We start from the raw sequence: 21,844 nt of genomic DNA, 5'->3' as shown, positions 1-21,844 counted from the left end.
GGCCCCCGCGGACGGGCGTGCGAACGCCCTCCCGGCGGAGTCGGCGTGAGACGCGGGTGAGCTCGCGCATACGATGTGGCGGAAGTCTCTGTCCGACCCCATCCCGGATTGGTTCTGCCGACGATGAGCCTGCACACCACAGCACAGCACCTGGTCACCCTCGCCGAAGGCGGTCAGGAGGGCGGCGCGCACGAGAGCCTGAACCCGTTCGTCACGGGTGGCGGCGCCCTGATCGCACTGCTTCTGCTCCTCTGGATCACCACCCGTTTCAACCGGGACCGCTGACGGCGGGCACCGGGGCCCCGGCACCGCGCAGCGCCCAGTAGGGTCTGCACGCATGGGAGAGCAGACAGGGCCCGTGAAGCGGCGGCTCGGAGTGATGGGCGGGACGTTCGACCCGATCCATCACGGACACCTGGTCGCCGCCAGCGAGGTGGCCAGCCAGTTCCACCTCGACGAGGTCATATTCGTCCCGACGGGGCAGCCGTGGCAGAAGAGCCACAAAACGGTGTCGCCGGCCGAGGACCGCTATCTGATGACGGTCATCGCGACCGCGTCCAATCCGCAGTTTTCCGTCAGCCGTATCGACATCGACCGCGGCGGCAAGACGTACACCATCGACACGCTGCGGGAGCTGCACGACCTGCACCGTGACGCGGACCTCTTCTTCATCACCGGCGCCGACGCGCTCGGCCAGATCCTGACCTGGCACGACGCGCCGGAGCTGTTCTCACTGGCCCACTTCATCGGGGTGACCAGGCCCGGGCACATACTCGCCGATCCCGGGCTGCCCGAAGGAGCGGTGTCGCTGGTCGAGGTGCCGGCCCTGGCCATCTCCTCGACCGACTGCCGGGCGCGCGTCGCCCAGGGGGATCCGGTCTGGTACCTGGTGCCGGACGGTGTCGTGCGCTACATCGACAAGCGCGAGCTGTACCGCGAGGACCTGACCGGCCACGACGGCCGTTGACATCTGTTGCCGACGGCCGCCGACGACGACCGCCCACGGGGCTCACGGAAAGGGGCACCGGTGAACGACCGACACGACCCGTACGTGCCGCACGACCCGTATGCCCAGGACCAGCAGGGGCAGCAGGAGCAGCCGGGGTACACCTACGACGCCTACGGGCAGCCGGTGTACCAGGAGGCGCCGCAGCAGCCCGCGTACGACCAGTACGGGCAGCCGGTGGGCCACGACCCGTACGGCGCACCGGGCCCGTACGACCCGTACGGTCATCAGCAGCACGGCGGGCAGCCGGGCGCCGGGCCGCAGATCCCGGGGCAGCAGGGAGCGGGCGGGACCGACGCCGGGCAGCAGGGGTACGGCTACGACCCGTACGGCCATCAGCAGGCGTCCCAGCAGGCGCAGTACCCCCAGCAGTATCCCCAGCAGTACGACCCGTACGGCCAGTCCCAGCAGCCTCAGCAGCACGACGTCCAGCAGCCTCACCAGGCTCAGCAGCACGGTATGCCGACGCCACAGGCGCCGCAGCAGCCCGATCACCAGCAGCAGGGGTGGATCCCGCAGCAGTCGGCGCAGCCCGCGTACGAGCAGGTCTCCTACCAGGAGCCGGAGCACCAGCCGTACGGCCGGCCCGCCCAGGAGACCGGCGCCGGGGCGCCGCGCGGCCGGGCGGCGGGCGCCCCGGCGGCCTCCTCGGGCCCCGGGAACGCCCCGGACAGGGACTACCGCACCGAGCAGTTCTCGTTCATCGAGGAGCCCGCCGAGGACTCCGAGGACGTCATCGACTGGCTCAAGTTCACCGAGAGCCGTACCGAGCGGCGTGAAGAGGCCAAGCGGCGCGGCCGCAGCCGCAAGGTCATGCTGATCGTGCTGCTGGTCCTGCTGCTCCTCGGCGGTGCCGGCTATCTGTGGTGGGCGGGCAAACTGCCCGGCCTCTCGGGTGCCGGGGCGGGCACGGAGGCCGGGGGCGCCGGCGAGAAGCGCGACGTGCTCGTCGTGCACCTGAAGGACCCCAAGGGCAACAGCTCCACCGCGCTCCTCGTGGACAACGAGAGCAGCCACAAGGGCACCACCGTCCTGCTCCCCAACAGCCTGGTGGTCTCCACCGAGGACGGTGGGACCACGACGCTGGCCAAGTCGGTCAAGGACCAGGGCATCGACCCCACCAGGGAGGCCCTGAACACCCTCTTCGGCGCCGACATCAAGGCGAGCTGGCGGCTGGACACCCCGTACCTGGAGAACCTGGTCGAGACGACCGGCGGCATCACCCTGGACACCGACGCCACCGTCCCCGGCGGCAAGAAGGGCGACAGCCCGCTCGTCAAGCAGGGCAAGGGCCAGGAACTGAACGGCCAGGCGGCCGTGGCGTACGCCACCTACCAGGCGCCCGGTGAGCCCCAGACCAAGCAACTGGAGCGCTTCGGCCAGGTGATGCAGGCCACCCTGAAGAAGGTCTCCAGTGATGCGGACGGCGCCACGGCCACCGTGAAGTCGCTGCTCCAGGTCCTGGACCCGCCGCTCACCGAGGCCGAGCTGGGCAGCTCGCTCGCGCAGCGCGCCGAGCTGGCGAAGGCCGGCGCCTACGGGACCACCCTGCTGCCGGTGCAGCAGGACGGCGCGCTCAGCCCGCAGGCGGCGGACGGCGTGGTCAAGGAGGTGCTCGGCGGCACGGTCAAGAAGGCCGACCCCAGCTCGACCCCGCGGATCAGCGTCCAGAACGCCACCGGCGCGAAGGGAGCGACCGACAAGGCACGGATCGCCCTGGTCAACGGCGGATACTCGTTCGTCGACGGCGGCGCGGCGGCAGCGGCGAGGCCCGCCTCCGAGGTGACGTACGCGGACGCCGCCCAGAAGGCGAAGGCCGAGGAGGCCGCCAAGACGCTGGGTCTGCCGGCCGGCGTGGTCAAGCAGGGCAAGGTCGCCTCGAACGCCGACGTGTCGGTGGTGCTGGGGAAGGACTACAGGGGCTGAGGGCGGGCCGGGCGGTACGGGCCGTGGGTCCGGTCGTCCGGCCCGCTTGGTTGCCCGGTGGCCGGCGGCCCGGTTGCCCGGCGGTCCGGCCATCGGGTCGGGCCGCCGGGGCCCGCCCGAACGCCCGGTGGGAGTGTCGGCGGTCCGTGAGACCCTTGGTGGGTACCTGACCACCGATCCCGAAAGCTGGATTGTGACCGCCACCGACCGCTCCATCGAGCTGATCAAGGCCGCCTCGCTGGCGGCCGCCGACAAGCTCGCGCACGACATCATCGCGTACGACGTCAGCGACGTGCTCTCCATCACCGACGCGTTCCTGCTGGCCTCGGCCCCCAACGACCGCCAGGTCAAGTCGATCGTCGACGAGATCGAGGAGCGGCTGAACAAGGACCTGGGCGCCAAGCCGGTGCGCCGCGAGGGCGACCGCGAGGCCCGCTGGGTGCTGCTCGACTACGTCGACATCGTCGTCCACGTCCAGCACAGCGAAGAGCGCGTCTTCTACGCCCTCGAACGCCTCTGGAAGGACTGCCCCGAGCTGGACCTCCCCGAGGAGGCCAAGGCCACCCGCGGCAAGGCCGCGGAGCACGCCGAGGCCACGGCGGCCGAGCAGGACGGAGACCTGAGCTGAACGGCACCAAGGGCGGCCGTGGCCGCCGGATCGTCCTGTGGCGCCACGGCCAGACGGCGTGGAACCTGGAGCGCCGCTTCCAGGGTTCGACGGACATCGAGCTGACCGAGGAGGGCGTGGCGCAGGCGCGGCGCGCCGCCCGGCTGCTCGCGGCCCTCGAACCGGACGCGATCATCGCCTCCGACCTGCGCCGGGCGGCGGCCACGGCCCGTGAGCTGGCGGCCGTCACCGGCCTGGAGGTCACGTACGACGAAGCTCTGCGCGAGACCTACGCGGGCGCCTGGCAGGGTCTGACCCACGAGGAGATCCTGGCGCAGTACGGCGAGCAGTACGCGGCGTGGAAGCGCGGCGAGGCCGTACGGCGCGGCGGCGGCGAACTGGAGACCGAGGTCGCCGACCGCGCGGCCCCCGTCGTGGAGCGCAGCGCCGACAAGCTGCCGGACGACGGCACCCTGGTCGTCGTCAGCCACGGCGGCACGATCCGCACGACCATCGGGCGGCTGCTGGGCCTGGAGTCCCACCACTGGGAGGGGCTGGGCGGCCTGTCGAACTGCTGCTGGTCCGTGCTGGGCGAGGGCGCCCGCGGCTGGCGCCTGATGGAGCACAACGCCGGCACCCTCCCGGAGCCGGTGCTCGGCGACGACGACTGAGCGGCTCCGCGACCGGGCCCCGCGGCCCAGCGGACCGCCTCTCCGGGGGCCCGGAGCGACCGGATTTCACATATGGGCTGGTCGCAGGCTAGAGTTCTTCTTGTTCGCGGCGCCGCCGGGGAAACCCCCGGAGGAGCGGAACAAGACCCGGGGCTATAGCTCAGTTGGTAGAGCGCCTGCATGGCATGCAGGAGGTCAGGAGTTCAATTCTCCTTAGCTCCACACCTCGGATGATCCCGTCTCCCGCTCAGGGAGGCGGGATCATTTCGTGCCCGGGCCGGCGCACGAACCGGTGCGTACCGGGGTAGACCTCGTCGGGAGCCCGCGGTACGGGGCCGCGCGGCCGGTCCGTGTTCGACGCCGGTTCCCCCGGCGCTCCGGCCCCCGTACGGCGGTGTGCTGGCACAACGGGTACGGCGGCGGGACTGACCCGGTCGGCGGTCCGTGGCAGAATTCGGACGGCGCCGGCAGGGGAGGAGAGAACGCGATGCCCACGAGCATCCTGGAGGAGGTCGATGACCTGCTCGACGCGGCCGCTCCCGCGCTGAGCGCCGGCCCACTGCCCGAGGACGCTCCCCGCCCCACCCGTCCCGCCGGTGGCACGTACGGCATGGGCGGCGCCGTGCTCCAGTGCCCGTCCTGCGGATCGGCCCACGTGGCGCAGGTGCTGGGCGACAACGGTGGCATCTCGTTCGTGTGTACGGCCTGCGGCCACAGTTGGAGCTGACTGATGGGCGCTCACAGCAGGAAATGCGACTGGTGCGGCAGCGGGACGCCGATCGTCCGGGACATGGAGCCGGTCAACCCCGACTACCAGTACTGGTGCGAGGAGTGCGCCCGGGCCCTGGTCATAAAAGGCGACCCGATCGAGACGTACCGCGAACTCGACGGGGAGCCGATCTACGGGCGCCTGCTCGACGAGCACTGCACACTGAAGCGGTTCTACTCCTTCGCGACCGCCTGAGGGGCGTGCAGGGGCGCGGCGAGGGCGCCCGGCAGTGCCGTGCGCCCGAAGGCGGCGCTCAGCAGCCCTCGCCGCCACGGTTCCTGACGGGACCCCAGCTTCGGTTCCGGATGGTGCCGCGCCTGCCGGATGAGCCGGCGTTGCGAGCACCAGTGCGAAATTTTCCGATGAACGCGGAACTCCGTGCGACGGGCGGGGCGTTGACCTCGTGAAGCTGCCGCCGGAGACGGCCGGCGGCACGGGGGAAGCGATACGGGGGTCGCATCGTGAGCGACATGACGATTCATCCTGTCCGGGAAGCGCCGGTGGACCGGCCGTCCGAGGCGCCGCACAAGCGGGAAGCCGCAGCCGGACTGACACCCTTCGTCGACGAGCTGCGCATCCCGCCCGTCCTGCGGCCCGGCCGCAAGGAGGCCCTGCGCGGCATCGACATCGACCAGACCACCACCTGGGTCCGGCTGCACTCCGAACTCCCGCCGACGAAGGTGTGGGCGTACGAAGGCCACTACCCGGGCCCGACCATCGAGGTGCGCCGTGGCCGGCGGCTGCGCGTCAACTGGAACAACCACCTCACCGGCGGCTATCCGGTCACCGCCGCCGAGGCGGAGCCGATACCGGGCGCGCCCTCGCCCACCGACGAGCCGGGCCGGGCGAACAGCAGCCTCGTGGCCGGCGTCGCCGACCTCCCGCCCTGGACGGTCACCCACCTGCACGGCGCGGTGACCGGCGGCGGCAACGACGGCTGGTCGGAGAACGCCGTCTCGCCCGGCGACTCCCAGCTCTCGGAGTATCCCAACGACCACCGTGCGACGTGCTGGTGGTATCACGACCACGCCATGGACATCACGCGGTGGAACGTCTTCGCGGGCCTCACCGGGATGTACCTGATCCGCGACGACGAGGAGGACATGCTGCAACTGCCCTCCGGGAAACGGGAGATACCGCTCGTCATCCAGGACCGCAACCTCGACACGGACGAGGACGGCCGCCTGACGGGCCGTCTGCTCCACAAGACGCAGATCGTGGCCAAGGACAAGGAGGGGAAGAACGTCTCCCTGCCCTTCACCGGCCCGTACACCCTCGTCAACGGAGTCATCTGGCCCCACGCGGACGTCGCGGCCTGCTGGTACCGCTTCCGCGTGCTGAACGCGGCGAACAGCCGCACCTTCGAACTCCGGCTGGTGGACGACGCGACCGGAGCGCCGGTGACGGGCGCGGTGTGGCAGATCGGCTCGGACGGCGGCCTGCTGCCGCGGCCGGTCCCGGTGGACGGCCCGCTGTCGCTGGCGTCCGCCGAGCGGCTGGACGTGCTGATCGACTTCGGCCGGCTGCGCGGCCGTACGCTCCGGCTCGTCAACGCCGCGCCCGGGGTCGCGTACCCGGACGTGCTGCAGTTCCGGGTGGGCACCACGCAGGTGCGCGACCCGTTCGTGCTTCCGCAGGTGATCTCCCCGTCCTTCGAGCGGCTCACCCCCGACTCGGCGCCCGGGCACGAGCGCCGGCTCGTCGTCCTCACCCCGCCCGGGCCGGTCGGCAACTTCCATCCGGAGATGTGGGAGATGCGGCAGATCCCCGGCACGGACGTGCCGGTGCCCACCGAAGGGATCATCCAGATCCGCGGCGCGGACGGCACGGTCCGCACCTACCGCCGTACGGCCCGGATGTTCGACGACACACTGGGCCACATGGTCCGGCACGGCGACTGGGAGCAGTGGAGCTTCCTGAACCTGGGCGGCGCCGGCACCCACCCGATGCACATCCACCTCGTCGACTTCCAGGTCCTGAGCCGGTACCGCTACCCGGCGGATCCGGACGGCCCGTACGACAACGAGGTCGGCGGCACCCGCACCCCGCTCGAATTCGGCGGTACGACCCCGATATCCCCGGGCGACCAGGGCTGGAAGGACGTCATACAGGTTCCGCCGGGCCAGATGGTGAACGTGCTCGGCCGCTTCCAGGGCGCCAAGGGCAGGTTCATGTACCACTGCCACCTGCTGGAGCACGAGGACATGGGGATGATGCGGCCCTTCGTCGTCATGCCGCGCGAGGTGCTGAGGTTCCACCATCACCAGCCGGGAGGACATGACCACGCTGCACACTGAGACAGCGCCGTGGACGCCGCGCCGGGGCCTTGAGCCGAGGCTCCGGCCGCGGGCCGGGCGATGATCGGACTGCGGGCCGAGGGGCACCAGCTTGGCCGTGGGCCTCGGCGGCGCTCGTGCCGACGTGGGGGCGGCTGTGCTGCGGCTGGGCCGCGGCTCAGCGTTCCGGCGTGACCGTCCCCCGGCCGACGCCGGGCGCGGCCGTCGCGCCCCGCCCGGTGCTCGGCAGCGCCCCGTCCCCTCCCGCACGGTCCCGCCGCACCAGCACGGCGGTCAGGGCCAGGAAGGCCAGCCCGGCGATCGGATAGATCCCGGACAGCAGCATCTGGCCGCCGTTCTGGTGCAGCTCCTCGTGGTGGTGGTAGCGGTGCGGCACGAACCACAGCGCGAACGAACAGAAGAGGAGGCCCATCGCGAGCGTCCCCGCCCACCAGCGCCTACCGTTCCAACTGCCGAAGCCGCCGCGGCCGATCGCCTCCGAGCCGAGCAGGATCAGCATCGGCACGCCCCACACCCAGTGGTGCGACCAGGAGATCGGGCTGATCAGCAGCGCGGTCACGGCACAGGCGACGGCCGCCCAGGCCCGGCGGCCGCGCAGCAGCGCGGCGACCGCGACGGCCAGCCCGAAGACGGCCACGACGGCCGCGGCCGCCTGCCACCACAGGCCGGGGTCGTGGGTGTGCAGCAGTCGGGCCAGCGCGCCGCGCAGCGACTGGTTGGCGGTGATCTCCACCTCGCCGACCCGGTCGGCGGCGAAGATGATCTCCGTCCAGAAGCGCCGGGAGTCGTGCGGCAGGACGAGCGCGGACAGCAGCGCGGTGCCCAGAAAGGTGAGGCAGGCGACGGCGGCCTGCCGCAGCCAGGGGTTCCACGCCCCCCGCGGCCCGGCGCCCGCGCGCAGCCGCTGCCCGGCTCGTACGAGTCCGGCCAGCGCGAGGAAGACGGCGAAGAGGGCCGGGGTGAGCTTGATGCCGGCCGCCAGACCGATGCCGACCCCGGCCCACCGGTTGGTGTCCTTGCGGGTCAGGTCCCACAGCACCAGCACGGCGAGCAGCAGATTGATCTGCCCGTAGCGCAGCGTCGTCCACACCGGCTCGCACCAGACCAGCAGCGCGGCCACACCCAGTGCCGCGGCGAGCGGCGGCACCCGCTTCGGCCGCCCCGCGAGCCGCAGGCCGAGGTGCGCGACGGCGACCAGGAGCAGGAGATTGCCGAGGGTGGCGAGCGTACGCATCTCCGGTACGCCGACCAGTGTCAACGGCGTGAACAGCAGCGCCGCGAAGGGCGGGTAGGTGTTGGGCAGATGCGCGGAGGTCGCGACCATGTCGTAGAGGTCCTCGCCGTTACGGGCCGTCCAGCCCTCGGCGCGGTAGACCATCAGGTCGACCATCGTCACGTGCGCCAGCCGCTGCGCGACCCAGAAGGCCGCGAAGGACAGCACACAGCCGACGGCCGCCACCAGCAACGGACGACGGCGGGCGAAGCTCCTCAGCGGGGCGGGGCCGCCGGGTGCAGCGGACTGTTCCAGCTCCAGCGCGGACACGGCGTACAGCTCCCCAGGACGAATCGGGCACGGCCCGCCGACAGTACATCGAGCCGCTCCCAGGGGACCGCGGACAACCGATTTGGCAGAAGGCGGGGCGAGCCGTGTAATGTAGGCGATGCCGCAGCGGGGAGCCGCCAGGAAAACCGCGGCGGACCACAGCAAGGGGCTATAGCTCAGTTGGTAGAGCGCCTGCATGGCATGCAGGAGGTCAGGAGTTCAATTCTCCTTAGCTCCACAGGAAAGGCCGTTTCGGAGATCTCTCCGGTTCGGTTCAGGGATCCCGCCTGATCGACTCGATCAGGCGGGATCTTCTGGTTTCGGGAGGCGTGCTGGGTCAGCCGGGGTCGGGGAGCGGCTTCGGGGACTGCGGGACCGGGGGCGGTCTCGTGTGCGGTGGCCGATGTGGTCGGTGTCGTGCGCTTCGTCACAGTGCCAGCGGCGGGAAGCGCCCGGCGGGCCTGGGGCCGGCGTGATCGGCGGCGGTGGGCCGGTCGGTATCGGTGTCGTGGCCGGTGTGATCAAGAGGCTGGCCGTGACCGGTTCGGCAGTAGACGTCGAGGATCGCCAGGATGGCGATGGTAACCGTCAGGGTGTCGAGCAGGGTCTGGGCGACGCGTCCGTAGGCGAGCCGGTTCTTCGGCTCGCCGATGTCGATGTGATGGCCTTCGAGGACGCCGTTGAGGCCCTCGTTCCGAACACGGGTCACGGTGTAGGTGCGCGCCCAGGCGTCGGCGAGCTAGGGCAGGTCCTGGCGAAGCTTTCGATGGGGCCGAGGTCGCCGGGGCGCAAGGTGACCGACTGCTTACGGCAGATCTTCGGCAGTTCGATGCCAGGGAGAACGGGAGGGCTCGGCGAGCCGGGGCGCGGGTGGGCGTGGCACCGGCGGGCATCGACCAGGTCGATGGTCCGTGGCGGGACCTCGGGGGTGGTCTGCGGAGGTAATTCACGGTGGTCGAGGCGCCGGTGGCGGAGCAGGCGAGCCGGATTGCCCCTTGCGGTCGGGCCCTGTTCGAGGTGCAGGGCGAATGGCTGGCGGTTGTCGATCTGTGCTTGCGTGGTGTCGCCCCGGTGCGGAGGACGCGGTCGTCCAAGCCGAAGGGGCATATCTGGGCCAGTGGCCTCTGTTCGAACAAATGCCTTGTCGGCGCTTTCGAGTCGACGTTCCATAACCGTTGCGCAGCCGCCGGTGTGTACCGCGCGATCTCTGCCCACATCATCAGGGAGGAGGGTGCGCACAGTGGCGCCCCGTCCAGCACTTTGGTGTAGCGGGCGTGGAAGGTCCAGCGCAAAGACCACCGTCCGGCTCTTGGACGATGGCGAGAACATCACCACGGAAGCCGCCCGGGGCCGAAGCCCTCCGGGGGCGCGCGACGGGGGCCTGTGACGCACCAACCTGCCGGGCGGTCAAGCGCACACCGGCCGGGCCGGCAGATTACGGCGCCATCAGCCTGGTGATGTGGGCGGAATTGGGTGCTGTGATGACGTGAGTCGACAGCGCAGCATCCGGGACGGCGACTGTGTGGAAACATGCCCTTCGACGCGAGAGTGTTCAACGGGGGGCGTGTTCTGCATGGGTGTGGTGCTGCCGGGGTGGGCGGACGAGGTTCTGGACATCATCGGGGTGTCGTGGCCCAATGTCGATGAGGACGATTACCGCGAGATGGCGACGGCGATGCGGGAGTTCGCCGGGGACATCAGCGATGGCGCGGGTCAGGCGGATCAGGCGGTGCGGGCGCTGGTCTCGTCGGCGGGTGGCGGGCAGGCCGCGGAGGCGCTGAACGCGCACTGGGGGAAGGTCAACGGTACCCATCTGGCGAAGCTGGCGCGGTGTGGGGAACTGGCCGCCGCCGCGCTGGACGGTGTGGCCGTGCTGATCGAGGGGGCCAAGCTCGGTGCGATCGTCCAGCTCGGGATTCTGGCTGCCGAGGTCGTTGCCGCCCAGGCTGCCGCGCCTTTCACCTTCGGCCTGTCCGAGCTGGGTGCTCTGGCCGCCACGCAGGCGACCCGGGTCGTCGTCAAGCGTCTGTTCAAGGAGGTCTGCCGGCAGGTTGCCGAGCAGGTCGTCAGCATTGCTTTGACTCCTGTTGAGGAGGCCCTGGCGGCGATGGTCGGTGATCTGGTCGTCCAGCTCGGCGGCGATGTGCTGGGTGTCAGGGACGGTGTCGACCTGGGGCAGGCCGCCAAGGCGGGCAGGGAAGGTTTCTCCCGGGGCGTGCAGGGCGCGAAGGATGCCGCCGGCAGTTCGATGCGGCTTCTGAGTGCGGGCGGCGGGGGTGGGGGTGGGGTGGGTGGCGGGTCCGGTTCCGGCAGCGGCGGCTTCACGTTCGATCATGACGCCCACGTCAGGGCCGTCACCGGCCTGCAGAGCGCCGGCGGTCACTTCCGTGACACCGCCGGCGGCAAGATCGGCCGTGCCAGGAGCCACCACGGCCGTACCCGCGGCAAGGACGCGATCGCGGACGCGGCCAACACGATGCTCGACAAGGTCATCGACGGCATCGAGGACGCGGTCAAGAAGTCCGCCCGACACCTCGACGACAGCATGACCCGCGGCGTCCAACAGATGGCCAAGAACCACAAGGACAACGACCGGAAACTCTCCGCCCACTTCTCCGGCCTCGGCAAGGGCGGCAAACCGGAACCGAAGGGGCCGAAGGGGGGCAAGGATAAGCGACCCGCAGGAAAGAACGGTCGACGCCCCATCGGCAAGGGGCGTGAGCAGATCAGTAGTGCCCACCCTTACAACAACACTCGGGCTGCCGATAACGTCAATTCTGGTGGCAGTGATCCGGTGGACATGGCCAGCGGCAAGATGTTCTTGCCGCAGACCGACATCGTGCTTCCGGGTTCTCTGTCCTTGGTCTTCTCTCGTCGTGTTGAATCCGGTTACCAAGCCGGACAATGGTTCGGACCATCCTGGTCATCCACGGCGGATCAACGTCTTGAGATCGACGAGCAGGGCATAGTCTTCATATCTGAAGACGGCCTATTGCTGACTTATGACCTTCCGGAACCGGGGCGGCCTGTTCTGCCTGCCCGGGGGCCTCGCCGCCCGCTGGTGCGCACGCCGCAAGGCGATTGGGCCATCCATGACCCGGAAACCGGTCATACTCGTTACTTCAGCGATCACGTGCCAGGTCTGGCGTTGCTTGACGAGATATCTGATCGTAATGGAAACCGGATCAACTTCAATTATGACGAGACTGGTGCGCCAACCGATATTCGCCATAGCGCGGGGTATCACCTCAAGCTCACCACAGACGGCGATCGAATCACTTCCCTGACCCTTGCAGCAGCCAATTTGGACGGCAGTGATTGCGAGCTGGTCCGATACGGGTATACCCACGGCAACCTGACTGAGGTTACGAATTCTTCCGGGCTGCCGCTTCGCTTCGCATACGATGATCGGGGCAGGGTTGTCTCCTGGACTGACACCAATGCTCGTCGGTATGACTACGAATACGATGATCGACACCGGTGTGTGGCTGAAGGCGGCCAGTCGGGGCACATTTCACTGCGTTTCACGTACGCTGAGAAGGACCCCAGTACCGGGCTGTCCGCTACCACTGTCACAGATTCTTACGGTCATGTTACGCGCTACCTGATCGACGAACGGCTACAAGTCGTCGCCGAAATCGATGCCTTTGGCCAGGCAACTCGCACGGAGCGTGATGAATTCGGCCGCCCCGCCGCGGTCACCGATCCTCTCGGCCGGGTTGTTTCGTTCACCTATGACGAGGAAGGACGCCTGACTTCCGTCACGCGTCCCGACGGCTCCCGTTCCAGTACGGTCTACAACGACATGGGAGCTCCGGTCACCGTCACCGCTCCCGATGGGGCAACATGGCATCAGGAATATGACCTCTGTGGAAATCGGACGGCAGTCACCGATCCGAGCGGTGCAGTCACTCGTTTTACCTACGGCCACCGTGGCCAGCTCACGGCTGTCACCGACGCGCTTGGCAATACCACTGAGCTCCGTTGTGATAGCGCAGGTATGCCACTTGCTGTCATCGACCCTTTCGGTAATAGCACTCGCTATTGCCGTGATGCCTTCGGCCGTATCACCTCCATCACCGACCCTCTCGGCGAGACAGCTCACTTCTCATGGAGTGCCGAAGGCAAACTCGTCGCCCGAACCAACTCAGACGGAACACGTGAGGCGTGGGCTTACGACGGGGAGGGAAACTGCGTACGGCATGAAGACGCTATCGGGAATATTACCACCTTCGAATATGGACACTTTGATCAGCTCTCCGCCCGCACCGGACCGGACGGTGTTCGCTACGAATTCACGCACGATGCTCATCTTCGCCTGACTCGTGTCACCAACCCACAAGGGCTTAGTTGGGTCTACGAATATGATCCCCTGGGCCGCCTGGTGTCCGAATCCGACTTTGATGGCCGCACGATTGCCTACTCCCATGATCCGGCCGGACAGCTGATCTCCCGCACTAATGCCCTCGGGCAAACTGTGAATTTTGTGTATGACGCGCTCGGTAACGTCACAGAGCGGAATGCAGCGGGAAAGGTGACCACCTACTACTATGACCAAGTAGGCCGTCTCTGTCGTGCGGAGGGGCCGGACGCTACGCTCACATATACCCATGATGCGCTGGGCCGGGTCACGTCTGAGACTGTTAATGGCTGCAAGTTGAGCTTCGAGTACGACTTGCTGGGGCGTCGCACTCGGCGCACAACACCGTCGGGATCGGTGAGCACGTGGACTTATGACGCCGCTGGTCGGCGAGTCCAACACGGCACTTCCGGGCGAGTCTTCAATTTCACTCACGACGCCGTGAACCGGGAAACGTCTCGATCCCTTGCCGTGGGGCCTACCCTCTCGCAGGACTGGGATACCAGCGGCCGTCTCGCTACCCAAACTCTGCTCGATGGCGCTTCACGCACGATTCAGCGTAAGTGTTACACCTACCGCGCAGATGGTCACCTCACAGCAATCGATGATCATCTCGGAGGTGCCCGGACCTTCACTCTCAACTCCGTCGGACGAGTCACAGCAGTCGATGCACACAACTGGCGAGAAACCTACGCGTACGACGAAGTCGGCAACCAAGTAAATGCTGACTGGCCCGACAGGTATCCGTCGGCAGAGGCCCGGGGTGAACGTTCCTACATCGGTACGCTCATCAACCACGCAGGGAAAGTACGCTTCGAACACGACGCCCAAGGCAGGGTTACCCACCGCAGGAAAACACGGTTGTCCAGGAAACCGGATACGTGGACGTTCCAATGGGATGCTGAGGATCGCCTCACCGAAGCAATGACCCCAGAGGGAGCTGTCTGGCGCTATCTCTATGACCCTCTTGGGCGGCGCATCGCCAAAAAGCGACTTTCAGCAGATCGTCAGACCGTAGTGGAACAGGTGCACTTTGTATGGGATGGTTCCACGCTTGCTGAACAAACCGCTGTCAGCGAAGGCGCGCCGACTTCCATATCCACTGTTTGGGATTACAATGGCCTTCAGCCTATCGCGCAGAGTGAATTCAAGAGTGTGGCGGGCGCTCCTCAAGAAGAGGTAGATCGACGTTTCTTCGCGATAGTCACCGATCTGGTAGGGGCTCCGACCGAGCTTGTCGATGAGAGAGGAGGTATAGCCTGGCGTGCTCGGTCCACTCTCTGGGGCTCGATGACGTGGACACACTCCAGTACCGCGTATACGCCACTTCGCTTCCCTGGACAGTACTTTGACCCGGAGACCGAACTCCATTATAACGTCCATCGATATTACGATCCGAATACAGCGCGCTATCTTTCCCCTGATCCACTTGGCCTGAGTCCGGCCCCCAACCCGGCCACCTATGTGGATAATCCGCACGCCTGGTCGGATCCCCTGGGGCTAGCCCCTTACCGGGATTTGTATCACGGGACTACGCGCTCTGCGGCTGAAGCGATAATGAAGGGTGGCGTAGACCCGAACTTCAGTACGCGCCCAATGGATTTTGGACGTGGCGGCTTCTATACAACGGAGAACCGCACACAAGCCGAGGAGTGGGCCGGCAGGTTGGCGGGTAAGAGCGGCGATTCGCCGGCGGTCTTGCATTTTCGTGTACCCGCTGACGAGCTGGCGGGGTTGAACAATAAGAAATTCGATGGCCCAAGTGACGAACTGTCGCAGTTTTACCGCCATCACCGGAACGGCGGCCCCATGCACAGTTACGATACAGTTGAAGGTCCCATGCTGAGGAACCTTGGCCCCTTCCTGCGCAAGGGTGCTGAGGCGAAAATCAGCGGACATCAGATCGCCGCCTTCTCTCCTGAGGCGGCAGCCGTGCTCAATCGAGGACTTCAAGGGATATTGTAGATGTCGAAATACGAGATGACAGTCACGCAGGAAGTTGAAGATTATCTCGACGAGATTGCCGAAGAGATGGTAGGGCTGTTCGGTATCCCAACGGCAGAAGCGGTGGCGCGTATTAATTATGAATGGAGGGATCAGTCCTTCGAGGAAGAAGATGACTTGATTTTCCATGAGTTGCCCGAGCATTGGGCCTACGTGCTGTATTACAGTGGAACTGTTCCCTACTGGGACCCGGAGGCGGACCGTACGCGATGGTCTATTCGTAACGCTCCTCCGGCGGGTGATACTGCATGGACACTCCACTGAACCAATGCTGGTCTGAAGTGTCGATATGAATAGGGTGCGGTTACGCCCGGAACTGAAACGGTGAGCCAGCGTCCGACACAGGCAGAGGTTCTACTTTGGCTTCGTCTGGGGGAGGGGGCGGACGTCAGCGGTGCTCAGGAGAACTAGGTGTCATGGCGCGCGACTCTTCGATGCAGGCGACCTTGACCAGTCCGGGAGCGGGTGGGCACGCGGGCGTCGCCGGGATGGCACGGCGGGGAAGTGGAAGCGCAGTGCATTCCAGGAGCGAGCGACGGACGGTTGGGGAGCGATCACGCCGGGAACCGGAAGCGACCATCATTGTGGATTTGATGTAGCAGCTCGAAAGCACTCACGAACACGCCCTTAGAAGAACCGGCAGTGAGGCAACTCGCGAAGGTTCACAAGATCCCGCCCGATCTGGTTGATCGGGCGGGGTTTTTTGTTTCCGGGGCTCCTGCCCGCCCTCAGGGCTTTTCCAAGCGGAGGGCGAGGGCGGGGCAGCGGCTCACCGCGCGTTGGGCGCGTTGGTGGAGACGGGGCGGGAGGGTGGTGTCCGTGATCAGGGGGTAGCCGTCCGGGTCGAGGGTCACGGCCTCCGGGAGCAGCCTCGCGCACAGGCCGTGCCCCTCGCACAGGGTCCAGTCCACCGCCAGCCGGCCCGCGGCAGCCGTCAGGGCCGCGGTCCCCGTGCCGTCGGCCGTGTCGGCCGAGTCCGGCGCGGGGAGGGGCAGCAGGCCGGCGGTCTCCCGGCCGCATCCACCGCCCAGCGTGTGCGCGGCGAGGTCGTCCGTGAAGGCGTCCAGCGCGGAGAGCACGAACCGTACGGCGCCGTCGGGGTGTTTGCAGGCGCCGCGCCCGTGCGCGGTCCGCGCGGCACGCCGTACGGCTTCCAGCGCCTCTTGGCCGCCGCCCGCCAGTGTGTCCGCCAGAGCGTCGGCGACGGAGGGCAGGCCCAGGCGGCAAGGCCCGCACTGGCCTGACGATTCAGCCGCGAGCCAGCGCGCTACGAGCAGGCTCTCGCCGAGCGGGCAGGTACCGGCGGGCACCGGCAGCACCGCGCCCGCGCCGAGCGCCCCGCCGCCGGCCGCGAGTGCTTCGCGGGTGACGACCGTTCCGTACGCGGTCGCGGCGTCCAGCCAGGCACCGTGGTAGCCGCCCACCAGGACGCCGCCGGGGGCCGGGTCGGCGGCGCACGTCTGGAGGACGTACGGAAGCGGCACCCCGCTCGGCGCCTCGACGACGGTGGGGGAGGGCACCGCGCCGGAGACGGTCAGGAGCAGGGTGCCGGGTTCCTGGGGCGCCCCGGTCGCGGCGTACCGGGGGGCGCCCATCCGCGCCGCGACGGCGAGTTGCGCGAACGTCTCGGCGTTGGAGAAGAGCGTGGGCACGCCCCCGAGTCCGGACTCCGCGGCCCGCACGCGCCGCCCGGGCGGCAGCGCCGGCCCGCCTTCCGCGGCCCGGATCAGCGCGGACGCCTCCCCGGAGACGAGCCGTTCCGGTACGCGGACGAGCCGGGCACGGAGCGACCGCCCGCGCCGGCGGTCACTCAGGCCGCGCTCGGCCAGCGCGTCCCGTACCGACTGCTCGGCCGTGCTCCTGGCCACGCCGACCACCAGTGTGCGGGCGCCGAGGGCGTCGGCCGCGAGCAGCGCACCGTCCAGGACGAGGTGCGGCGCGCGGCACAGCAGGACGGTGTCCTTGCGGCAGGCGGGTTCGCCTTCACAGCCGTTGACGACGATCGCGGGCCGGACGCCGGAGCGCCGCGCGTGGTGGGCCACCGCCTCCAGCTTCCGTACGAAGGGGAAGCCGGCGCCGCCGCGGCCGCGCAGCGCGACGGCGCCGGCCAGCTCGGTCAGCCGGTCGGCGGACAGGGACGGCGGGGAGCCGTGGGTGAGCAGATGGGCCCGGCGGTCGAGGCGCTCGGCCTCGTCGAAGCCCGCGGTCAGCCGGGGCAGGCCGATGACGCGGACGGGCGGGACGTCGGGCAGCGGGCCGGTCACGGTCGGCCCCTCCCGTGGGAGGCGGGGTGGAGGGCGTGCCGACCGTACGCGGAGGGCGTGGCGTCCTTGTACGGAGGCGCGGTCCTGTAGGGAGGGGCGGTCGGGGCGGCGGCAGTACGGGCGCGCAGGCGGACCCGTAGTACGTGCGGGAGAAAGGCGCGCGCCAGGAGGGCGGTGGCGACGGCCGCCAGGCACAGCACGTACCCGGTGGTGACCCAGCCCGAGGGGGCGCGCCCGGACTTGAGGCCGTGCACGAGCGCCAGGCACCAGGCCGGATACGCGCAGGCGTGCAGGGCGCGCCAGCGTTCCGAAGCGCGGCCGCGGCCGGCGAAGGCACTGCGGAGCGCGCCGGTCGCGGCGGCCAGCACCATCAGATAGCCGGCCACGGCACCGAAGCCGATCAGCGTGGAAGCGCCGACGGGCGTCCCGGTGAAAGGCAGCAGCGCGTTCAGCACGTGCGCGCGCCCCTCGGCGATCTTGACCGCGATGTGCAGGAGCAGGAAGCCGAGCGAGGCGGTGCCCAGGGCCCGGTGGACGCCCTGGGCGAGCAGCCGGCTGCGGGGCAGCAGCACCGTACGGCCCGCGGCGACCAGTCCCCAGACGACGGCGGCCGTGAGGGAGACGAGCGTGAGCGCGCCGACCGTGAAGTCGAGGAAGTCACGCAGCGGGTCGGTGCCGGAGAGCAGGAGGAGCGCGAGGGCGGCGACGGCTCCGGCGGCGAGCGCGGGACGGCGGCGCAGGAGGGGGCGGCGCGGGGCCGGGGCCGTCCCCGGGCCCGGGGGAGCCGTGTGGCGCGGGCCGCCCCGGGGGCCGTGGCGGCGCGGGCCGAGGGCCGGGCGGGACGGGCCCGGGAAGCGGACAGGGAGGCGGAGCGGGAGGCGGGGTAAGCCGGGGAGCCGCGGGCCGGGGGCGGCGCGGCTCTTGCGGTGGGGACGCATGGGGGAAAAGTAGGGGGGTGCGGGGCCGGTGCGGCGGGGTTTGCGTAAGCGGCGTGGAGCGGGGCGGCGCGCTGCTACCGTCGGCTGTCGGGCGCGCCCCAGGGAGCCGCGCCGCACGCAGGAGAGGACGGTCGCTGGTGCCGGCCGACCGGTCCCCGTCCGCCCCGGAAGCCTCGTCCGCCGGGGCACCGCCCCGGGCGCGGTGGGACGGCTCGCAGCGGGCCCGGCGCCCCCTGCGGTACCCTGGCGCCATGCGTGCCGTACGCCTTCTGCTTAGCGGGCCGCGCTGATCAGTACCGACCGGTGAGCTTCCGGTCGGCATCGGCGCGGCGTCCCCTCCTGTGCGAGGGGTCTTTTTGTTTCCGCAGAATTCGCAGTATTCGCAGTAGCCGCAGGCAGAGACGACCGATGGAGCTTTGAGGACGATGAGCGAGACGACTTCGGCTGCCGAGGTGGCAGCGCCGCACCGCTATACGGCAGCGCTGGCCGCCGACATCGAGGCGCGCTGGCAGGACTTCTGGGAGGCCGAGGGGACGTACGAGGCCCCGAACCCGAAGGGGGACCTGGCGGGCGACCCGGAGCTGGCGGCCAAGCCCAAGAAGTTCGTCATGGACATGTTCCCGTATCCCTCGGGCGCGGGGCTGCACGTGGGCCACCCGCTGGGCTTCATCGCGACCGACGTCTACGCCCGTCACCTGCGGATGACCGGCCACAACGTGCTGCACACCCTGGGCTTCGACGCCTTCGGCCTGCCCGCCGAGCAGTACGCCGTACAGACCGGCACCCACCCGAGGGTCTCCACCGAGGCCAACATCGTCAACATGCGGCGCCAACTGCGCCGGCTGGGCCTGGGCCACGACCTGCGCCGGTCGGTCGAGACGATCGACCCGGCCTACTACAAGTGGACCCAGTGGATCTTCACCCAGATCTTCAACTCCTGGTATGACGCCGAGGCGAAGAAGGCCCGCCCCGTCGCCGAGCTGGTGGCGCAGTTCGAGGCGGGAGAGCGTGCGACGCCGGACGGGCGCCCCTGGAGCGCGCTGAGCGCCGCCGAGCGCGCCGAGGTCCTGGGCGAGTACCGCCTGGCGTACGCCTCGGACGCGCCGGTCAACTGGTGTCCCGGTCTGGGCACCGTGCTGGCCAACGAGGAGGTCACCGCCGAGGGCCGGTCCGAGCGCGGCAACTACCCGGTCTTCAAGGCCAAGCTGCGCCAGTGGAACATGCGCATCACCGCCTACGCGGACCGCCTGCTGGAGGACCTGGACGGGCTGGACTGGCCGGACGCCATCAAGCTGCAGCAGCGCAACTGGATCGGCCGGTCCGAGGGCGCGCGCGTCGACTTCCCCGTCGGCGACGACAAGATCACCGTCTTCACCACCCGCCAGGACACCCTGTTCGGCGCCACCTACATGGTGCTGGCGCCCGAGCACGAGCTGGTCTCCGGCGAGCGTTCGATCGTCCCCGACGCCTGGCCGGAGGGCACCCACGACGTCTGGACCGGCGGGTACGCCAATCCGGTCGAGGCCGTCGCCGCGTACCGCAAGCAGGCCGCGGCCAAGTCGGACGTCGAGCGGCAGGCCGAGGCCAAGGACAAGACCGGCGTCTTCACCGGCGCGTACGCGACCAATCCGGTCAGCGGCGAGCGCGTCCCGGTCTTCATCGCCGACTACGTGCTGATGGGCTACGGCACCGGCGCGATCATGGCCGTCCCGGCGCACGACAGCCGCGACTTCGCCTTCGCGCGCGCCTTCGAGCTGCCCATGCGCTGTGTCGTGGAGCCGTCGGACGACCGTGGCCAGGACCCCGCCACCTGGGAGGACGCCTTCGACTCGTACGAAGCGAAGATCGTCAACTCGTCGGGCGCCGCCATCTCGCTGGACGGCCTGACCGTCCCGGACGCCAAGATCAAGATCACCGAGTGGCTGGCCGCCGACGGCATCGGCGCGGGCACCGTCAACTTCCGGCTGCGCGACTGGCTGTTCAGCCGCCAGCGCTACTGGGGCGAGCCCTTCCCGATCGTCTACGACGAGGACGGTGTCGCGCACGCGCTGCCCGAGTCGATGCTGCCGCTGGAGCTGCCCGAGGTCGACGACTACTCGCCGCGCACCTTCGACCCGGACGACGCCGACACCCAGCCCGAGACCCCGCTGTCCCGTAATGAGGACTGGGTCAACGTCGAGCTGGACCTGGGCGACGGTCCCAAGAAGTACCGCCGTGAGACCAACACCATGCCCAACTGGGCGGGCTCCTGCTGGTACGAGCTGCGCTACACCGACCCCAAGAACGACACCGCCCTGGTCGACCCGGAGGTCGAGCAGTACTGGATGGGCCCCCGTGAGGGGCAGCCGACCGGTGGCGTCGACCTGTACGTGGGCGGCCAGGAGCACGCCGTACTGCACCTGCTGTACGCGCGGTTCTGGTCCAAGGTGCTGCACGACCTGGGCCACATCTCCTCCTCGGAGCCGTTCCACAAGCTGTACAACCAGGGCATGATCCAGGCGTTCGTCTACCGGGACAGCCGCGGGATCGCCGTACCGGCCGCCGAGGTGGAAGAGCGCGACGGCGCGTACTACTACCAGGGCGAGAAGGTCAGCCGCGTCCTGGGCAAGATGGGCAAGTCCCTGAAGAACGCCGTCACGCCCGACGAGATCTGCGCCGAGTACGGCGCGGACACGCTGCGGCTGTACGAGATGGCGATGGGCCCGCTGGACGTCTCACGGCCCTGGGACACCCGCGCCGTGGTCGGCCAGTACCGCCTGCTGCAGCGGCTGTGGCGCAACGTCGTGGACGAGGCGACCGGCGAGGCCACCGTCGTCGACACCGAGCCCGACGAGGACACGCTGCGCGCTCTGCACAAGGCGATCGACGGCGTCAGCCAGGATCTGGCCAACCTGCGCTTCAACACCGCCATCGCCAAGGTGACGGAGCTGAACAACCACCTGACCAAGGCGGGCGGCCCGGTCGCGCGCTCGGTGGCCGAGCGCCTGGTGCTGCTGGTCGCGCCGCTGGCCCCGCACATCGCCGAGGAACTGTGGCGCAAGCTGGGCCACACCGACTCGGTCGTCCACCAGGACTTCCCCGTCGCCGACCCGGCCTACGTGGTCGACGAGAGCGTGACCTGCGTCGTGCAGATCAAGGGCAAGGTCAAGGCGCGTCTGGAGGTCTCGCCGTCCGTCTCGGACGCGGACCTGGAGGCGGCGGCACTGGCGGACCCGGCGGTCGTGGCGGCACTGGGCGGCGCGGGCATCCGCAAGGTGATCGTGCGGGCTCCGAAGCTGGTGAACATCGTTCCCGCGTGAGGCGCTGATCCCGTCGCCGGGCCCCTCCGGGGCCTGACTGAGGGATGACCACTACGGGCAGGTTGGGGGTTCGAAGGGAACCCCCGACCTGCCCGCGGCGTTTACGGTGGAAGAGCCGGGACCCCGGCGCCTCCGCCCACCATGCCGTTGTCATGACGAG

Annotated in this window: 15 protein-coding genes and 2 tRNA genes; 13 read left to right on the top strand and 4 right to left on the bottom strand. The window is 69.1% G+C overall.

What is annotated here, in order from left to right; genetic code table 11:
• Window positions 1-123: 123 nt before the first annotated feature.
• The 9 genes from ACH4EB_RS03645 to phsA all read left to right on the top strand — a co-directional run bounded on the left by ACH4EB_RS03645 (window position 124) and on the right by phsA (window position 7,276).
• Window positions 124-285, top strand: coding sequence for a hypothetical protein (locus tag ACH4EB_RS03645; RefSeq protein WP_031001894.1), 162 nt, complete (start codon window positions 124-126; stop codon window positions 283-285).
• A gap of 52 nt (window positions 286-337) precedes the next feature.
• Window positions 338-967: a nicotinate-nucleotide adenylyltransferase gene (nadD, locus tag ACH4EB_RS03640; protein ID WP_365834917.1), complete on the top strand. Its 630-nt coding sequence runs from the start codon at window positions 338-340 to the stop codon at window positions 965-967.
• Between the two features lie 60 nt (window positions 968-1,027).
• On the top strand, window positions 1,028-2,932 hold the full coding sequence (locus tag ACH4EB_RS03635) for a LytR C-terminal domain-containing protein (protein ID WP_398345618.1): 1,905 nt from the start codon (window positions 1,028-1,030) through the stop codon (window positions 2,930-2,932).
• A gap of 193 nt (window positions 2,933-3,125) precedes the next feature.
• Window positions 3,126-3,560, top strand: a complete 435-nt coding sequence (gene rsfS / locus ACH4EB_RS03630; protein WP_398345617.1) for a ribosome silencing factor — start codon at window positions 3,126-3,128, stop codon at window positions 3,558-3,560.
• Window positions 3,557-4,210 (top strand): histidine phosphatase family protein, encoded by a 654-nt coding sequence (locus ACH4EB_RS03625; protein ID WP_398345745.1) that lies wholly within the window; start codon window positions 3,557-3,559, stop codon window positions 4,208-4,210. Before rsfS ends, ACH4EB_RS03625 begins: the two co-directional genes overlap by 4 nt.
• A gap of 149 nt (window positions 4,211-4,359) precedes the next feature.
• Window positions 4,360-4,432, top strand: a tRNA-Ala gene (locus ACH4EB_RS03620).
• A gap of 265 nt (window positions 4,433-4,697) precedes the next feature.
• Window positions 4,698-4,937: a hypothetical protein gene (locus tag ACH4EB_RS03615; RefSeq protein WP_398345616.1), complete on the top strand. Its 240-nt coding sequence runs from the start codon at window positions 4,698-4,700 to the stop codon at window positions 4,935-4,937.
• A gap of 3 nt (window positions 4,938-4,940) precedes the next feature.
• A complete protein-coding gene (locus tag ACH4EB_RS03610; RefSeq protein WP_073761452.1) occupies window positions 4,941-5,174 on the top strand; it encodes a hypothetical protein in 234 nt (77 codons plus the stop codon).
• Window positions 5,175-5,449: 275 nt separating this feature from the next.
• Window positions 5,450-7,276 (top strand): O-aminophenol oxidase PhsA, encoded by a 1,827-nt coding sequence (gene phsA / locus ACH4EB_RS03605; RefSeq protein ID WP_398345615.1) that lies wholly within the window; start codon window positions 5,450-5,452, stop codon window positions 7,274-7,276.
• Between the two features lie 157 nt (window positions 7,277-7,433).
• On the opposite strand, the gene ACH4EB_RS03600 is transcribed toward phsA, so the two are convergent.
• A complete protein-coding gene (locus tag ACH4EB_RS03600) occupies window positions 7,434-8,819 on the bottom strand; it encodes a glycosyltransferase 87 family protein (protein WP_398345614.1) in 1,386 nt (461 codons plus the stop codon).
• 165 nt (window positions 8,820-8,984) lie between these two features.
• Between ACH4EB_RS03600 and ACH4EB_RS03595 the strand changes: the two genes are divergently transcribed.
• Window positions 8,985-9,057 (top strand) — tRNA-Ala (locus ACH4EB_RS03595).
• 189 nt (window positions 9,058-9,246) lie between these two features.
• On the opposite strand, the gene ACH4EB_RS03590 is transcribed toward ACH4EB_RS03595, so the two are convergent.
• Window positions 9,247-9,528 carry a hypothetical protein gene (locus ACH4EB_RS03590; RefSeq protein ID WP_398345613.1) on the bottom strand — a complete coding sequence of 94 codons (282 nt, stop codon included), beginning with the start codon at window positions 9,526-9,528 and terminating at the stop codon, window positions 9,247-9,249.
• 864 nt (window positions 9,529-10,392) lie between these two features.
• Here ACH4EB_RS03590 and ACH4EB_RS03585 point away from each other — a divergent pair.
• Both ACH4EB_RS03585 and ACH4EB_RS03580 read left to right on the top strand, forming a co-directional pair.
• Window positions 10,393-15,144: a DUF6531 domain-containing protein gene (locus tag ACH4EB_RS03585; RefSeq protein ID WP_398345612.1), complete on the top strand. Its 4,752-nt coding sequence runs from the start codon at window positions 10,393-10,395 to the stop codon at window positions 15,142-15,144.
• Window positions 15,145-15,447: a hypothetical protein gene (locus ACH4EB_RS03580; RefSeq protein WP_398345610.1), complete on the top strand. Its 303-nt coding sequence runs from the start codon at window positions 15,145-15,147 to the stop codon at window positions 15,445-15,447. It begins immediately after the preceding gene.
• A 464-nt stretch (window positions 15,448-15,911) separates the two neighbouring features.
• Here ACH4EB_RS03580 and ACH4EB_RS03575 read toward each other — a convergent pair whose 3' ends face one another.
• Window positions 15,912-17,447, bottom strand: coding sequence for an NADH-ubiquinone oxidoreductase-F iron-sulfur binding region domain-containing protein (locus ACH4EB_RS03575; RefSeq protein ID WP_398345609.1), 1,536 nt, complete (start codon window positions 17,445-17,447; stop codon window positions 15,912-15,914).
• A complete protein-coding gene (locus ACH4EB_RS03570; protein WP_398345608.1) occupies window positions 17,444-18,385 on the bottom strand; it encodes a hypothetical protein in 942 nt (313 codons plus the stop codon). The genes ACH4EB_RS03575 and ACH4EB_RS03570 overlap by 4 nt, the downstream gene beginning before the upstream one ends.
• 425 nt (window positions 18,386-18,810) lie before the next feature.
• Here ACH4EB_RS03570 and leuS point away from each other — a divergent pair, with 425 nt between their 5' ends.
• Window positions 18,811-21,684, top strand: coding sequence for a leucine--tRNA ligase (leuS, locus tag ACH4EB_RS03565; protein WP_398345607.1), 2,874 nt, complete (start codon window positions 18,811-18,813; stop codon window positions 21,682-21,684).
• Window positions 21,685-21,844: the final 160 nt, after the last annotated feature.

Origin of the sequence: Streptomyces sp. NPDC018045 (assembly GCF_044327445.1) — a bacterium.
GTDB lineage: Bacteria > Actinomycetota > Actinomycetes > Streptomycetales > Streptomycetaceae > Streptomyces.
The sequence above is the reverse complement of the archived record's forward strand: the minus strand, read 5'-3'. Positions and strand labels throughout refer to the sequence as shown.

Excerpts from the sequence above, each read along its gene's own strand:
- ACH4EB_RS03645 (WP_031001894.1), top strand. The coding sequence starts at position 124 with ATGAGCCTGCACACCACAGCACAGCACCTGGTCACCCTCGCCGAAGGC.
- nadD (WP_365834917.1), top strand. The coding sequence starts at position 338 with ATGGGAGAGCAGACAGGGCCCGTGAAGCGGCGGCTCGGAGTGATGGGC.
- ACH4EB_RS03615 (WP_398345616.1), top strand. The coding sequence starts at position 4,698 with ATGCCCACGAGCATCCTGGAGGAGGTCGATGACCTGCTCGACGCGGCC.
- ACH4EB_RS03610 (WP_073761452.1), top strand. The coding sequence starts at position 4,941 with ATGGGCGCTCACAGCAGGAAATGCGACTGGTGCGGCAGCGGGACGCCG.
- phsA (WP_398345615.1), top strand. The coding sequence starts at position 5,450 with ATGACGATTCATCCTGTCCGGGAAGCGCCGGTGGACCGGCCGTCCGAG.
- ACH4EB_RS03585 (WP_398345612.1), top strand. The coding sequence starts at position 10,393 with ATGGGTGTGGTGCTGCCGGGGTGGGCGGACGAGGTTCTGGACATCATC.
- ACH4EB_RS03580 (WP_398345610.1), top strand. The coding sequence starts at position 15,145 with ATGTCGAAATACGAGATGACAGTCACGCAGGAAGTTGAAGATTATCTC.
- ACH4EB_RS03570 (WP_398345608.1), bottom strand. The coding sequence starts at position 18,385 with ATGCGTCCCCACCGCAAGAGCCGCGCCGCCCCCGGCCCGCGGCTCCCC.
- leuS (WP_398345607.1), top strand. The coding sequence starts at position 18,811 with ATGAGCGAGACGACTTCGGCTGCCGAGGTGGCAGCGCCGCACCGCTAT.